Source organism: Nocardia lijiangensis NBRC 108240 (assembly GCF_001613045.1).
Classification (GTDB): Bacteria; Actinomycetota; Actinomycetes; order Mycobacteriales; family Mycobacteriaceae; genus Nocardia; species Nocardia lijiangensis.
Genome location: NZ_BDBP01000042.1, coordinates 1 through 17331, shown reverse-complemented (window position 1 = coordinate 17331; position 17331 = coordinate 1). Strand labels below are relative to the sequence as shown.

Genomic DNA, 17331 nt, shown 5'->3' with positions numbered 1-17331 from the left:
ACCGCGCGTGACCGCGTCGACCTTCGAGGAAGTATCCCCATGAGTATCGAAGACAAGCTCCGCGAACATCTCAAGCGGTCGATTGCGGATGCGCGTGACCTTCGCAGCCGTTTGCGCGATGTCGAGGACCGACAACGCGAGGCTGTGGCGATTGTCGGTGTGGGGTGTCGCTTTCCGGGCGGTGTCGAATCGGCCGAGGGATTGTGGGGGCTGGTCGCCGACGGGGTGGACGTGGTGTCGGCGTTGCCGGTTGATCGGGGGTGGGATCCCGACCTGTTCGATGCCGATCCGGATGCGTTGGGCAAGAGCTATGCGCGTGCGGGCGGGTTTCTGTACGACGCGGCCGATTTCGATGCCGGCTTCTTCGGGATCGGTCCACGCGAGGCGTTGGGGATGGATCCGCAGCAGCGGTTGCTGCTCGAGTCGGTGTGGGCGGGGTTGGAGGATGCGGGGATCGATCCGGTGTCGTTGCGAGGCAGTGCGACCGGCGTCTTCACCGGAGTCATGTACCACGACTACGCACCGCCCGCCGGACGCGCACCCGCCGAGGTCGAAGGCGCGATTGTGACCGGAACCGCGGGCAGTGTTCTCTCGGGTCGCGTCGCTTACACCTTGGGTGTGGTCGGCCCTGCCGTGTCGGTGGATACCGCCTGCTCGTCGTCGCTGGTTGCCTTGCATCTGGCGGCGCAATCACTCCGTTCGGGCGAATGCTCGCTGGCGTTGGCGGGCGGGGTCACGGTGATGTCGACACCCGAGACGCTGATCGAGTTCTCCCGGCAGCGCGGTTTGGCGCCGGACGGGCGCTGTAAATCGTTCTCGGCCGCCGCGAACGGGGTGGGGTGGTCGGAGGGTGTCGGAGTGCTTGTGCTGGAAAGGCTTTCCGATGCACAGCGGTTGGGGCATCCGGTGCTGGCGGTCGTGCGCGGTAGCGCCGTCAATCAGGATGGTGCGTCGAATGGCCTGACCGCGCCGAATGGTCCGTCGCAGCGGCGGGTGATTCGTCAGGCGTTGGCGAACGCCGGTGTTGTCGCCGCTGAGGTCGATGCGGTGGAAGCTCACGGCACTGGAACGACGTTGGGTGATCCGATCGAGGCGCAGGCCTTGCTGGCGACGTATGGGCAGGATCGGCCGGTCGATCGCCCGCTGTGGCTGGGTTCGATCAAGTCGAATATCGGTCACACTCAGGCCGCGGCCGGTGTGGCCGGGGTGATCAAGATGGTCGAGGCGATGCGACGAGGGGTGTTGCCGAAGACCTTGCATGCGGATCAGCCGTCGCCGCACGTGGATTGGTCCACCGGTGCGGTGGAGTTGTTGACGGAATCCAGAGGATGGGAACGGTCCGGTCGGCCGCGCCGTGCCGGGGTGTCGTCGTTCGGGATCAGTGGGACGAACGCACACGTGATTATCGAGGAGGCGCCCGCCGAGGTAGCCGACGACACGGTGGATGCCCCGGCAGGCGGCGCAGGCTCGACAGTGCGGCCGGAAATCCCTGTCGTGCCGTGGGTGGTGTCGGCGAAGTCGGCATCGGCGTTGCGGGCGCAGGCGGCTCGGCTGCTCGGGCATGTGCGGGATCGGGATCTCGATCCGGTGGATGTGGGTTGGTCGCTGGTGTCGACGCGGTCGTTGTTCGCACATCGTGCAGTGGTGGTAGGCCGGGATCGTACCGAACTGCTCGCCGGGTTGGGTGCTGTAGCCGGTGGCGAGAGCGGCGGAGACATCGGCACCGGATCGGCCGAAGCCGCCACGAGCGAGGTCGTTTTCGTATTCCCTGGCCAGGGATCTCAGTGGGCCGGTATGGCGCGGGGCATCCTGGCCGACTCACCGGTATTCGCCGAGGCTTTGGCGCGCTGCGACCGCGAACTGACTCCGTTGCTCGGATGGTCGGTCGTGGATGTCGTGCGCGGTGCCGAGGAGAAGTCTTTGGACAGAGCCGATGTCGTACAGCCGGTGTTGTTCGCGGTGATGGTGGCGTTGGCGGAGGTGTGGCGGTCGCTCGGTGTGGTGCCGGGTGCCGTGGTTGGGCATTCACAAGGGGAGATCGCCGCGGTCTGTGTGGCGGGAGGCCTGTCGTTGGCCGACGCGGCCCTGATCGTTGCCCGGCGCAGCCGACTGCTGGCCGAACTGGCAGGCACCGGCGGGATGCTGTCGATTCCGCTGCCGCGCGATGCGGTGGAGGCCGCACTGACGAGATGGGGTGGGCGGCTGTCGGTGGCGGCGGTGAACGGCCCACGGACCACGGTGGTGTCCGGCGAGATCGGGGCGGTGGACGAGCTGTGCGCGGCACTCGAGTCCGAAGGGGTCGCGGTTCGCCGGATTCCGGTCGACTACGCGTCGCATTCAGTGCAGGTCGAGCCGGTCGGTGCGCGGTTGACGAACGAATTACGCAGTGTCACACCGCTTTCGGCACAGGTGCCGGTGTGGTCCACGGTCACCGGCGGGCGGCTGGACACCACGGCAATGGATGCCGCGTACTGGTACCGCAATCTCCGCGAGCCAGTGGAATTCGAGCGCACGGTGCACGGCCTGGCGGCCGCAGGGCACACAGTGTTCGTCGAGGTGAGCCCGCATCCTGTCCTGACCGCCGGGGTGCAGGACATTGTCGAGGATCGAGGTGGGGCGGCCGCGGTCGTCGGAACCCTGCGGCGTGATCGCGGCGGACTGGATGAGCTGCTCCGGCAGGCATCCGGGATGTTCGTGCACGGTGTTCCGGTGGACTGGGCCGCGGCATTGCCAGGTGGGCGGCGTGTGGCGCTGCCGACGTACGCGTTCGAGCGGAAACGGTTCTGGCTGCGGCCGGTCGCCGGAGTCGCGGACCTCGCGGGGGCAGGCCTGACGGTCGGCGGGCATCCGTTGCTCGAGGCGGCCGTGGAGCTGGCCGACGGTGGCGTGGTTGCGACGGGACGACTGTCCTCGGCGACGCACGCGTGGCTCGCCGATCACGCGGTGTCCGGGGTGACGGTGTTGCCGGGGACCGCGTTCGTGGAGTTGGTTGTCGCGGCCGGAGATCGGGTCGGTTGCGGGTGGGTCGATGACCTGACTTTGACGGCCCCGTTGACCGTCCCGGAGCGGGACGAGGTTCGACTTCAGGTCGTGGTGGCCGCGCCGGACGATGCGGGCAGGCGGGTGGTCGCCGTGTATTCGCGGCTGCCTCGCGGGGCAGGGGCGCAGACCGACTGGACGCTACATGCGACGGGGATGCTCGGCGCCGGATCGGGCACGACGGCGCGGCAGTTGCACGAGTGGCCGCCGATCGGTGGGGCCGAGGTCGAGCTCACCGGCGCCTACGAGCGGGTTGCCGAACACGGCTACGAGTACGGCCCGGCATTCCAAGGATTGCGGCGCGTATGGCGACGCGACGACGAGATCTTCGCCGAAGTGGTGCTGGCGGAGGCACACAGCGACGAGTTCGTGCTGCACCCGGCCCTGTTCGACAGCGCGTTGCATGCCTTGCTGCCCGGTGTCGTCGAGCCGCAACGGCAGGGCGGCGTGCCGTTTTCGTGGAGCGGGGTGCGCATCCACGCGCACGGCGCGACGCGCCTGCGGGTTCGATTGTCACCGGTGGGGCCGGACGCGGTGTCGGTAGCACTGGCCGACGACGCGGGTGAACCGGTTGCGACGGTGGAGTCGCTTGTGCTGCGGGAGATCTCGGCCGCATCCTTGCGGGCGGCGGATAGGTCGCCGCACGATTCGCTGTACGAGCTGGACTGGGTGCCGGTCACAGTGCCCGATGGTGCGCGGAGTCGGTGGGATCAGGTGTTCATCGGAACCGAGGCCGCGGCGTGGACGGATCTCGCCGTGATGGACAGCCGCAGATCATTCGCCGACCTGCGGGCGCTGCGGGATGCACTGGGCTCGGGAGCACCGGTGCCCGCCGCCGTGGTGGTGGCGATGCCGATGCGCGCCGGAGATGTGGTCGAGGACGTGCACGGCGCCGTGCACGACGCGATTGCGCTGATCCAGACCTGGCTCGCCGAACCACTCTTCGCGGACACCCGGTTGGTGGTCCTGACCCAGGGTGCGGCAGTACTCGACGACTACGGGGTCGGAGACCACACGTGTATCGGTGCGCCGATGGGTGGTTTTGCCGGTGCGGCGCTGTGGGGTCTGCTGCGCTCGGCGCAGACCGAGAACCCGGACCGCTTCGTACTGATCGATCTGGACAATTCCCCGCGGTCATGGGAGATGTTGGCCGCCGCAGTGGATTCGGCCGAACCGCAGCTGGTGCTGCGCGACGGGCTGGCCCGCGTTCCCCGGCTCGCCCGGATGACGACCACCGCGCTCGCGGCACCCGACGCACCGAGCTGGCGGCTCGACGCACCGGACGTGGGCGCGATCGACGCGCTGTCGCTGGTGCCGAGCGACGCCGCAACGGTGCCGTTGGCGCCGGGCCAGGTCCGGGTCGCGGTGCGGGCCGCTGGAGTCAACTTCCGCGACGTGCTGATGGCATTGGGGATGTACCCGGGCGACCTGGTCCTCGGCAGTGAAGGGGCGGGTGTCGTCCTGGAAGTCGGTGCGGCAGTGCACGACCTGGCTCCGGGCGATCGGGTGATGGGTGTGTTCCTGCGCGCGTTCGGCCCCGTGGCGGTCGCGGATGCGCGGATGCTTGCCCCGATGCCTGCCGGCTGGTCGTTCCCGCGTGCCGCAACCGTGCCGGTGGTCTACCTGACCGCCTACTACGGATTGGTCGACCTGGCTGGACTGCGTGCGGGTGAAACGGTGCTGGTGCACGCGGGTGCCGGTGGCGTCGGCATGGCCGCGATTCAGCTGGCCCGCCATCTCGGCGCCGAGGTGTACGCCACCGCGAGCCCGGCCAAACACGGCATCCTGCGCGGACTCGGGGTGGACGAGGCGCACATCGGGTCTTCCCGCTCGATCGAGTTCGAAGCTCGGTTCCGCACGGCGACAGCGGGGCGGGGCGTTGATGTCGTACTCAACTCGCTCGCCCACGAATTCGTCGACGCGTCGCTGCGGCTGACCGCGGCGGGCGGACGGTTCGTGGAGATGGGCAAGACCGACATCCGTCAGCCCGAAGAGATCGCCGGACACCACCCCACGATCACCTACCGCGCATACGACCTGCTCGACGCCGGGCCCGAGCGCTTGGGGCAGCTGCTCGCCGAGGTCTTGGAGCTGTTCCGGCAGAAAGAATTCCAGCCGCTACCCGCCAGGGTGTGGGATATCCGCCGGGCCCGTGACGCCTTCCGGTTCATGCGTGAAGGCAGGCACGTCGGGAAGAACGTGCTCGGTATGGACGCGGTCTGGGACCCGGACGCAACCGTGCTGATCACCGGGGCGTCCGGGGCGTTGGGGGCGATGCTGGCTCGCCACCTGGTTGCCGAGCACGGGATTCGGCACCTACTGCTGGTAAGCCGGGGTGGTTCCGCGGCGGTGGCGGGGTTGCGATCGGAGTTGGTCGAGCTCGGTGCGGTGAGTGTCACCGTCGCGGCGTGTGACGTCGCCGATCGGGAAGCACTGTCGGTGGTGCTGGATGCGGTTCCGGGCGAACGACCGTTGCGGGTGGTGGTCCATGCCGCGGGCGTGCTGGATGACGCTGTGGTGACGTCGTTGTCGGCGGAGCAAGTGGACCGGGTGCTGGCGCCGAAGGTGGCGGGTGCGTGGAACTTGCACGAACTCACCAGAAATCATGATCTGACGGGGTTCATCCTCTACTCGTCGCTGTCCGGGCTGATCGGGACGGCGGGCCAGGCAGGCTATGCGGCAGGGAATGCGTTCCTGGACGCTTTGGCTCGGCACCGGAGCGGTCTCGGACTGCCGGGGACATCGCTGGCGTGGGGCTTGTGGGAGCAGGCCAGTGGAATGACCGGTCATCTTCGTGCCGCCGACCTGGATCGGATGGCGCGCGGCGGGATCGCCGCGCTCGATGCCGAGCAGGGTCTGCGGTTGTTCGACGAGGCAGTGGCAATCGGTGCTTCTGTGATCGTTCCGGCACGCCTCGATCCCGCGGCGCTGCGGGCGAATCCCGGTGGGGTATCGAGCGTGTTGCGGGGACTGGTGCGGGTTCCGGTGCGGCGCACGGCGATCGGGTCGGCAGTGCATGGTTCGTCGTGGCGGGAACGGCTCGCCGGTCTCGTTGCCGAGCAGCGGCTCGTGCTGCTCGGCGAGCTGATAGCCGGTGAGGTGGCGGCGGTCCTCGGGCATGAGAAGACAGCTATCGGGGCTGGCCGCGCGTTCAAGGAATTGGGGTTCGATTCGCTGACGGCAGTCGAATTGCGTAATCGGCTGACCAAGCTGCTCGGGGTCAAGCTACCGGCCGCGCTCCTGTTCGACCACCCGACCGTGACCGAACTCGCCGAATTCCTGAGTGGACTGTTCGGGTCGAGGGTGAGTCCTACCGTATCGGTGCGGGCGTCGACTGTCGGCACCGATGGCGACGCTGTGGCGATTGTTGGTGTGGGGTGTCGCTTTCCGGGCGGCGTCGGGTCGGCAGAGGGGCTGTGGGGGTTGGTCGCCGACGGGGTAGATGTGGTGTCGGGGCTGCCGGTGGATCGCGGGTGGGATCTCGGTCTGTTCAGTTCTGATCCGGATGCGGTGGGCAAGAGCTACGCGGTGTCGGGTGGGTTTCTCTATGACGCCGCGGAGTTCGATGCGGGGTTCTTCGGGATCAGTCCGCGGGAGGCGTTGGGGATGGATCCGCAGCAGCGGTTGTTGCTGGAGACGGTGTGGGAGGCGTTGGAGGACGCGGGGATTGATCCGATGTCGTTGCGAGGCAGTACAACCGGTGTCTTCACCGGGGTGATCGCGCAGGATTACGGGCCCGGGGTCGGCACGGTGCCACCGGAATTGGCCGGGCTGTCGTTGACCGGGGTCACGACGAGTGTGGCGTCGGGCCGCATTGCCTACAGCCTGGGTTTGACCGGCCCCGCTCTGTCGGTGGATACCGCCTGTTCGTCGTCGTTGGTGGCGTTGCATCTGGCGGCGCAATCACTCCGATCAGGTGAATGCACGCTGGCATTGGCGGGCGGGGTCACGGTGATGCCGACACCGAGGACCTTCGTGGAGTTCTCCCGGCAACGGGTCATGTCGCCGGACGGCCGCTGTAAGTCGTTCTCGGCCGCCGCCGATGGAGCGGGCTGGTCGGAGGGTGTCGGAGTGCTTGTGCTGGAACGACTTTCCGATGCACAGCGGCAGGGCCATCCGGTGCTGGCGATCGTACGCGGGAGCGCCGTGAATCAGGATGGCGCCAGCAACGGTTTGACCGCCCCCAACGGTCCTGCGCAGCAACGGGTTATCCGGCAGGCGTTGGCGAATGCCGGCGTCGCCGCGTCCGAAGTGGACGTCGTCGAGGCCCATGGAACGGGAACGAGATTGGGTGATCCGATCGAGGCCGAGGCACTGCTGACGACCTACGGACAGGATCGGCCCGCGGATCGGCCGCTGTGGCTGGGATCGATCAAGTCGAATATCGGTCACACCCAGGCCGCGGCAGGCGTCGCCGGGGTGATCAAGATGATCGAGGCGATGCGGCGAGGCGTGCTGCCGAAGACCCTGCACGTGGAACAGCCTTCACCGCACGTGGATTGGTCGGCCGGTGCCGTCGAATTGTTGACCGAGCCGCGTGAATGGACAACCGAAGGACTGCCACGGCGTGCGGCGGTGTCATCGTTCGGCATCAGCGGAACGAACGCGCACGTGATCCTGGAGGAACCGCCGACCGAATCGATGGCCACGGCGACCGCCGCGGCGCCGCGGTCGACGACAGCGGTCGTGCCGTGGGTGGTGTCGGGGAAGTCGGGCGCGGCCTTGCGGGCCCAGGCTGCTCGGTTGCTCGCGCACGTGCGTGACCGTGATGTCGATCCGGTGGACGTCGGTTGGTCGTTGGCATCGACGCGGTCGATGTTCGCCTATCGCGCGGTCGTCGTCGGCCGGGATCACGCCGAACTGCTCGACGGTCTGCGTGCGGTTGCTTCGGGAGAAACCGACGGCGACGGCCCGATGCCACGGCCCGATTCCGGAGTCGTGTGGGTATTTCCGGGACAGGGATCGCAATGGGCCGGGATGGGCCGAGTGTTGCTGGCCGACTCGGCGGTGTTCCGTGAGCGGCTGGCCGACTGTGACGCCGCTCTCTCACCCTGGATCGGTTGGTCGGTGCGCGATGTGCTGATGGGCGCGGAGGGCGCACCGGAACTCGACCGTGTCGATGTGGTGCAACCGGTGCTGTTCGCGGTCATGGTGTCGCTGGCCGCGGTCTGGCGGCGCTGGGGTGTGACGCCGTCGGCGGTCGTCGGGCACTCCCAGGGGGAGATCGCCGCGGCCTGTGTGGCGGGTGCGCTATCGCTGCGCGAGGCGGCGCACGTAGTCGCGGTGCGTAGCAGCGCACTGCGAGAACTCGCCGGTGACGGCGGCATGCTGTCGGTCGCATTGCCGGAGGCCGACGTCCATGTGCGTCTCGGCACGTGGCGCGGCGCGGATCAGGTGTCGATCGCAGCGGTCAACGGACCCGACACCGTGGTGTTGTCGGGCCCGGCGCAGGCCCTCGACGACATCGAACGAATGCTGACCGAGCAGGAGATCCGGTGCAGGCGAATCCCGGTGAACTATGCGTCGCACTCGGCGCACGTCGACCAGATCGAACAAGCGCTGGTCGAGCAGCTGGCGGTGATCGAACCACAGCAGGGAGAAGTGCCGTTCTATTCGACCGTCACCGGCGGGCAGATCGACACGGCGGCGCTCGATGCGTCGTACTGGTTCGCCAACCTACGCAGCACCGTTCGTTTTCATGACGCGGTCGCCGCGCTGGCCCGTGCTGGGCACCGCACGTTCCTGGAGGTCTCCCCCCATCCGGTACTCGTCTCGGGGATCGCCGAAACTCTCGACACGGCAGCGGAACCCGCTGTGGTAGTGGGCAGTCTGCGACGTGCGGAGAACGACAGTGAACGCCTGCTCGGCACCGCGACCGAACTGTGCACCACCGGTATCGATATCGACTGGGCGAGCGCACTATCGGATATCGGGCTGGCCGGGCGGCGAGTGCCATTGCCTACGTATGCCTTCCAACGCCAGCGGTTCTGGTTCGCCGCAGGTGCCGAACCAAGCTCGACCGCGTCGGATGGCGTGGACGAGCATTTCTGGCGGTTGGTGGAGCAGGGTGACACACAGGAGTTGGCGAACAGGCTCACCACCGGCTCCGGCGAGGTTGCCGCCGAAGCATGGCTGCCGGTGCTGCCCGCGCTGCGGTCGTGGCGCAAGGCACAACAGGCCCGCGCCACGGTGGATGGATGGCGGTACCGGGTCGGGTGGAAATCCGGCACCGACAGCGACGTCGCGGTCGCGGCGGGGACCTGGTTGCTCGTTGCGCCCCACGAAGGCGACAGGGCCGCGACAACCGAACAGTGCGCCGCGGCGCTGCGGGCACGCGGTGCCGATGTCGTTGTCGTCACGGCGCCTGACGACGCCTCGGTCGGTGACCGCGCGCAGTGGCGGGCTCGGCTCCTCGACACGGTAGCGAATTCGATGGGCGGGACGGATGTTGTCGCGGGGGTGGTGTCGCTGCTGTCGACCGTTTCGCGCCCGCTCTCGGCGTCGCCTGCGCTGTCGGTGGGTGTGGCCGGGACGCTCGGCTTGGTGCAAGGTATGGGCGACGCCGGACTGGAACGGCCGCTGTGGTGCGTGACGAGCGGAGCGGTATCGGTCGGCGCGCCGGATGTCCTCACAGATCCGGCACAGGCGGCGGTGTGGGGCCTCGGCCGGGTTGTGGCACTGGAGCACCCCGCTCGCTGGGGCGGATTGATCGATCTCCCCGCCACGATCGACGGGCGCACCTGGGATCGTGTCTGCGCCGCCGTCGTGGCGGGCGCCGAGGATGAAGATCAGGTCGCGGTGCGGCCTTCCGGGGTGTACCTGAGGCGGTTGGTGCCCGTGCCGGCGACGACCGCGCAGTCGTCGGCGTGGACACCGACGGGCACCATCCTGATCACGCTCGGTGCAGACTGGCTGGGTGCGCACACTGCGCGGTGGCTGGCCGGATTCGGCACGGCGCGCCTCGTCGTGGTCACCGGCGATCGCGACGCGGCGGCCGTAGCGGAGCTGGCCGCGGAACTCGAGGCCAGCGGGACACCCGTACGGACCGTCACCGATGACCTCACCGATCGGCCCGCGCTGACCCGCATTCTGGACGGCATTTCCGCCGAGCATCCGTTGACTGCCGTATTCCATACCACAGCAACGACATTCGACAGATCGGTCGATGAACTGGAGGTCGCCTCGTTTGCCGAGGCAGTGGCGGAGAAAGTGATCGGGGCGAGGGTACTCGACGAACTCCTCGCCGAGCGTGGCAGGGAGGTTGCGCTGGTGTCGTTCTCGTCCGGCGCCGGAGTCTGGGGTGCCGGTGGCCGAGCCGCTGACGCTGCGGGCAGCGCCTACCTCGACGCCCTCGGCGAATACCGCCGCGGCGCAGGCATGCCCGCAATGACGATCGCCTGGGGCATGGTGGCCGGCGGTGACCCGATCGACGCCGATACGAGCAGCCAGTTCGATCGACTCGGGCTGATCTCGATGCCCGCCGAGCTCGCGACCGCCGCGCTGCACCAGGCCATCACCGCCGAGGAGACGACCTTGGTCGTGGCCGACGTCGACTGGTCGCGGTTCTACCCGGCCCTCGCCATCGCGCGTCCGCGTCCCCTATTGCACGGCCTGCCCGCGGTCGCGCAACTGTTGGCGGCAGAGGGCGCGTCGCAGCAGCTGGTATCGGACGCCGGATTCGCCGCACGGCTGGTAGACCTGCCCGACGACGAACAGCGCGCGACCATCGTGCGGCTGATCGGGGCCCACACTGCGGCTGTACTCGGCCACACCACCACCGATGAACTCGATGCCGAACAAGCCTTCCGCGACCTCGGCTTCGACTCGCTCACCGCGGTCGAGCTGCGTACCCGGCTGAACAAGGCCACCGGGCTGCGGCTACCGGCGACCGCGGTCTTCGACCATCCGACACCCGCCCTGCTCGCGCGGCATATCCGAGAAGCGTTGCTGGGCAATGGATCGACCGTGATGACCATGGTGGACGACCTGGAAGCGGCGATGGTGTCGATAGCGGCCGACCGAAGCCTGCTCGACGAGGTGCGGCGCAGACTCGCGAAACTGGCGAACCCGGTATCGGACGTCCACCCGGCCGCGGACCACGACGGCGGCGGACTCTCGGAGCTGATGTCGATGGACGACCACGATGTCTTCGATGTCCTGCGTGACGAATTCGGCATCTCATGAGCGGTAGGGAAATCAGCCCCGCGGACCGCGTAGATCTCCGAGAAGGCGATGGACCCATGACGAATGAGGAAAAGCTCCAGTACCTGCTGCGCCGCGTGACCGCGGATCTGCGGGAGAGCCGTCGCCGGGTGGCCGATCTCGAGGCACGCACGCCCGAGCCGGTGGCGATCGTGGGTGTGGGCTGTCGTTTCCCCGGCGGTGTCGCCTCCGCGTCGGATCTGTGGGATCTGGTAGCCCAGGGCCGGGACGCGGTGTCCGAATTCCCCGGCGACCGCGGCTGGGACGTGGCGGGTCTGTTCGATCCGGATCCGGCAGCGGTGGGCAAGTCGTACGTGCGCGAAGGCGGCTTCGTCGATGCGGCCGCCGAATTCGACGCCGGATTCTTCGGGATCAGTCCGCGCGAGGCCGCGGCCATGGATCCACAGCAGCGGCTGTTGCTCGAAACATGCTGGGAAGCACTCGAAGACGCGCGAATCACGCCGACGTCACTGCGTGGCAGCGATACCGGTGTCTTCGTCGGCGTGGTCGGGTCCGGGTACGGGGTGGGCGTGCAGGTCGGTGACGGTGTCGAGGGGCACCTGATGACCGGGACGGCGTCCAGTGTGGTGTCGGGGCGTTTGTCGTATGTGCTCGGCCTGGAAGGACCGGCGGTGTCGGTGGATACGGCGTGCTCGTCGTCGTTGGTTGCGCTGCATCAGGCGGTGGCCGCACTGCGTTCGGATGAGTGCTCGCTGGCCTTGGCCGGTGGTGTGACCGTCATGGCCACACCGGCCGCGTTCGTGGAGTTCTCCCGGCAGCGGGGCCTGGCACCTGATGGGCGATGCAAGCCGTTCGCGGAGTCCGCTGACGGCACGGGATGGTCCGAGGGCGCGGGAGTGCTGGTGCTGGAGCGTCTTTCGGAGGCCCGGCGCAACGGGCATCCGGTGTTGGCGGTGATTCGCGGCAGTGCGGTGAATCAGGATGGTGCGTCGAATGGGTTGACCGCGCCGAATGGACCGTCGCAACAGCGGGTGATCCGCCGTGCGTTGGAGAACGCCGGAGTGTCGGCCGCCGAAGTCGATGTGGTGGAAGCGCACGGGACCGGAACGACCTTGGGTGACCCGATCGAGGCGCAAGCTCTCTTGGCCACCTATGGGCAGGGCCGGGAATCGGGTGACCCGTTGTGGCTGGGTTCGATCAAGTCGAATATCGGTCACACGCAAGCCGCGGCGGGTGTGGCCGGGGTGATCAAGATGGTGGAGGCACTGCGGCGGGGCGTGCTGCCGCCGACACTGCATGTGGATTCACCGTCGTCGCGCGTCGATTGGGACAGCGGGCGGGTGGAACTCCTTGTCGAGCAACGGGAATGGCATGTCGGGGACCGTCCGCGCAGGTCTGCCGTTTCGTCGTTCGGAGTGAGCGGCACCAACGCGCACGTGATCTTGGAGCAGGCGCCTGCGGCGGGCTCGGCGATCCCCGACCCCGCCGATTCCAGAGGTTCCGGTGGCGGCGAGCTCTCGGTGGTGCCATGGGTGCTGTCGGCGCGGAGTCACGAGGCTTTGGCGGCGCAGGCGGCACGGTTGTCGGAGTGGACCCGGCAAAGCTCGGATTCGACGCCCGCGGATGTGGGGTGGTCGCTGGTGACGACGCGGTCGCGGTTCGCGCACCGTGCGGTGGTGATGGGAGCCGACCGCGCGCAATTGCTGTCGGGTCTGCGGGCATTGGCGGCGGGGACTCCGTCAGACGGAGTAGTGCACGGTGTGGTGGGCGCGCCGGGCAAGACTGCTCTGGTGTTTCCTGGCCAGGGGGCGCAGTGGCTCGGCATGGGCCGCAGCGTGTATGCGGCGCACCCGGTGTTCGCGACTGCCTTCGATGAGGTTGTCGCGCGGTTGGATGTGGAGCTCGAGCGTTCGGTGCGAGACGTCATCTGGGGTTCGGACGCGGAGGCGTTGGATGCCACGGTGTTTGCGCAGGCGGGGTTGTTCGCGGTGGGTGTCGCCTTGTTTCGATTGCTCGAATCCTGGGGTGTGCGACCGGATTTCGTGTGTGGTCATTCGGTAGGTGAGGTGACGGCGGCGCATGTCGCGGGTGCGTTGTCGTTGGACGATGCGGTGGTGTTGGTGGCGGCGAGGGGCCGGTTGATGCACGCGTTGCCCGCGGGTGGGGCGATGGCGGTGGTCGCGGCTACCGAGGCGGAGGTGTTGCCGTTGCTGACCGATGAGGTGGCGGTTGCGGCGGTGAACGGGCCTGGTTCGGTGGTGGTGTCCGGTGTCCGGGAGGCAGTGTCCGCCATAGTGGATCGCTTCGCTCTCACGGGGAGGCGGGTGAGCTGGCTACGGGTGTCGCATGCGTTCCACTCACCGTTGATGGAGCCGATGCTGGCGAAGTTCGCCGAGGTCGTCGGTGATTTGTCATTCGGCGACCCGGCCATTCCGGTTGTTTCGAATGTGACTGGTGCGGTGGCGGGTTCGGAGTTGCTGTCACCGGAGTATTGGGTGCGGCACGTGCGGGAGACGGTGCGCTTCGCCGATGGAGTACGTGCGCTGCGGGAGGCGGGCGCGACCAGATTCGTAATAGTTGGTCCCGATGGAGGCTTGACCAGCTTGATCGAGCAGTGTGCCGATCGTGCGGATGTTGTGGTGGCGCCAGCCCTGCGCAAGGACCGTGTGGAGGCCCTCGCGCCACTGGCCGCGACGGCACGGCTGTTCGTGTCCGGTGACACTGTCGACTGGGACGCCGTATTCGCGGGAACCGCACCGCGCCAAGTGGCCCTGCCGACGTATGCCTTCCAGCGGCAGCGGTACTGGCTGGTCCCGAAGGCCCGACCGGCGGACGCGGGGCCCTTGGCCGCCGACCAACTGCATACCGTGCGGTGGATCGAGATACCGGCGCCCGCGGACACGGCGTCGAGGTCGTTCATCGAGTGGACCGAAATCGAATCCGCGACCGAGGAACTCGGCTCGGACGCGCTGCCGTCGCTGGTCGTGCTCGACTGCCGACGTGGCGAAGCGGCCGATGTCCTTGCCGCCACGCACGTCACGACCCACCGGGCACTGGCTGCGCTACAGGCATTTTCGAGCGAAGAGCGATTCGCGTCGAGCACGTTGCTGGTCCTGACGTGCGGCGCGGCGGATGTCGCTGATGAGAATGTCACGGATCTCGCCGGATCGGCGGTCTGGGGTTTGGTGCGGTCGGCGCAATCGGAGGATCCCGGTCGGATCGTGCTCGCCGACATAGATGAATCAACGGGCCGCGCTGATCTGACGGACATCGTCTCGGCGGTATCGGCATGCGGGGAGCCCCAGGTGGTCCGGCGCAAAGGTGCGCTGTACGCGGCCCGGCTGGTCCGAGCAGACGACCGCGATAGGGAGCGGGAGGCGGTCACGCTTGCCGGAGGGACGGTGTTGATCACCGGTGGCACGGGTGGTTTGGGCGCGGTGGTGGCTCGGCATTTGGTGGTCGAGTGTGGTGTCGAGTCGCTGATCTTGGTGAGCCGTCGGGGGATGGCTGCGGTGGGGACGGAGGAATTGGTCGGGGAGCTGACCGGGTTGGGGGCTCGGGTGAAGGTTGTGGCCTGTGATGTGTCGGATCGCGATGCGGTAGCACGCTTGTTGACCGAGGTTCCTGCTGAGTTGCCGTTGGTGGGTGTGGTGCATGCGGCGGCTGTGCTCGATGACGGTGTGATCGGGTCGTTGACGCCGGAGCGGATGGACGTGGCGCTGGCCGCGAAGGCAGACACGGCGTGGCATCTGCACGAGCTGACCCGGGATCTGGATCTGGCGATGTTCGTGATGTTTTCCTCGGTGGCCGGGGTGTTGGGCGCGCCGGGCCAAGGCAACTATGCGGCGGCGAATGCCTTCCTGGACGGCTTGGCCGCGCTCCGTCGGACACATGACTTGGTGGCCACATCCATTGCGTGGGGCCTGTGGTCGTCGAGGATCGGAATGACCGGGCGTCTGGGTGATTCCGATACCGCGCGGATGACCCGTGGTGGTGTGCTGGGATTGTCGATCGGGCAGGGACTGTCGTTGTTCGACGCCGCCCTGAACCAGCCCCGGGCCGCAGTGGTTGCTGCCCGATTCGATCCGGCGGCCCTGACCGCGCGGGCGGGAACGGTCGCGCCGCTACTGCGCGAGTTGGTACCCGAATCGGTATGGACGAACAACACTGAAACAGGCAGTCCTGAATCGGCATGGCAGGCACGGTTGGCCGGGTTGGCCGAGGCCGAACAATTGCGGGTGCTGCTCGATCTGGTACGGAGCGAGGTCGCAGCGGTCCTGGGCCACACGGGGGCCGATGCGGTGGCAGCAGATCGCAACTTCCAGGAGCTGGGTTTCGATTCGCTCACCGCCGTGGATGCCCGCAACCGGCTCAAAACCGTGACCGGGCTCGCACTTCCCACGACTCTCGTCTTCGACTACCCGACCGCCGCCGCCGTCGCAGCCTATCTGAACCGTCAGCTGACCGGACGGCCTGCGGACGTGACGACGGCGCCGATGGTCGCGGTCTCCACCGAGCCGGTGGCCATCGTGGGGATCGGGTGTCGCTTCCCCGGCGGTGTGACCTCGCCTGATGAGCTGTGGCACCTTGTGGCCGATGGACGGGACGCGGTCTCCGGGTTCCCGGCCGATCGGGGTTGGGATGTGGCAGGACTGTTCGATCCGGATCCGGCGGCGGCAGGCAAGTCGTATGTCCGGGAGGGCGGCTTCCTGCCCGACGCGGGCGAATTCGATGCGGCGTTCTTCGGGATCAGCCCCCGCGAAGCCGTGGCCATGGATCCGCAACAGCGAATGCTCCTCGAAACATGCTGGGAAGCAATCGAACACGCGGGCATCGAACCGGGCTCCTTGCGCGGCAGTAACACCGGCGTATTCGTCGGGGTGTCGGTCCAGGGCTACGGCAATGTGTGGGCAGGCACGGGCAGCGAGACCGGTGCCGAGGGCTACTTGTTGACGGGCACCGCGTCGAGTGTGGTGTCGGGGCGGGTGTCGTATGCGCTCGGCCTGGAGGGGCCCGCGGTGTCGGTGGACACGGCATGCTCGTCGAGTCTGGTTGCCCTGCACCAGGCCATGGCGGCGCTGCGCTCGGGTGAATGCACGCTGGCATTGGCCGGTGGGGTCACCGTGATGGCCACGCCGGAGCCCTTTGTCGAATTCTCCCGCCAGCGTGGCTTGGCCCCGGATGGCCGGTGCAAGCCGTTCGCCGAAGCAGCGGACGGCACCGGATGGTCGGAGGGTGTCGGCGTGCTTGTGGTGGAGCGGCTTTCGGATGCGCGGCGTCTCGGGCATCCGGTGTTGGCGGTGGTTCGGGGCAGCGCGGTGAATCAGGATGGTGCGTCGAATGGTTTGACCGCGCCGAACGGTCCGTCGCAGCAGCGCGTCATCCGTCAGGCCCTCGCGAATGCTGGTGTCGGTGCCGCCGATGTGGACGTGGTCGAGGCACACGGGACAGGGACTCGGTTGGGTGATCCGATCGAGGCCCAGGCGCTGTCGGCGACCTATGGGCGGGACCGTCCGGACGATCGGCCACTGTGGCTGGGATCGATCAAGTCGAATATCGGTCATACGCAGGCCGCGGCCGGCATGGCCGGGATCATCAAGATGGTGCAGGCCATGCGGCACGGCATAGTGCCCGAGACCTTGCATGTGGACGCGCCGACACCGCATGTGGATTGGCGCGCGGGCGGGCTCGCGCTGCTGACCGAGCAGCGGCCGTGGCCCGATATCGGGCGACCGCGCCGGGCCGCCGTGTCGTCGTTCGGGATCTCCGGCACCAACGCTCATGTCGTACTGGAACAAGCACCGGTCGATCCGGCGACTCGTATTCCGGGCACCATCGAGAAGGACCACCCCGGCGATGAAGCGCACCCATTGCCTGTGATGCCGTGGGTGGTGTCCGGGCGGAGCCGAGAGGCATTGGTAGCGCAGGCAAAACGGCTGTTTGCCTATCTGCTGGCGTGCCCTGAGCTCGGTTCGGTCGATGTGGGGTGGTCGCTGGCGACGACGCGGTCGCGGTTCGAGCATCGTGCGGTGGTGGTCGGTGTCGATCGGTCGGAATTGCTATCCGGGTTGGCGAAACTGGCCGAAGGCAGGTCGTCGACGGGCGTGGCACTGGGCGCAGTGGATACCG

At 68.0% G+C, this 17331-nt stretch carries 2 protein-coding genes; both read left to right on the top strand.

Features of this window, described 5'->3' with window-relative positions:
- The first annotated feature begins 39 nt into the window (after positions 1-39).
- Positions 40-11223 carry a type I polyketide synthase gene (locus tag NL1_RS40035; RefSeq protein WP_067840421.1) on the top strand — a complete coding sequence of 3728 codons (11184 nt, stop codon included), beginning with the start codon at positions 40-42 and terminating at the stop codon, positions 11221-11223.
- A gap of 95 nt (positions 11224-11318) precedes the next feature.
- Positions 11319-17331 (top strand): type I polyketide synthase (locus tag NL1_RS16730; protein ID WP_422615831.1); only part of this gene is annotated, 6013 nt, incomplete at its 3' end.

Coding starts and splice junctions, on each gene's coding strand:
- NL1_RS40035 (WP_067840421.1), top strand. CDS start 40: ATGAGTATCGAAGACAAGCTCCGCGAACATCTCAAGCGGTCGATTGCG.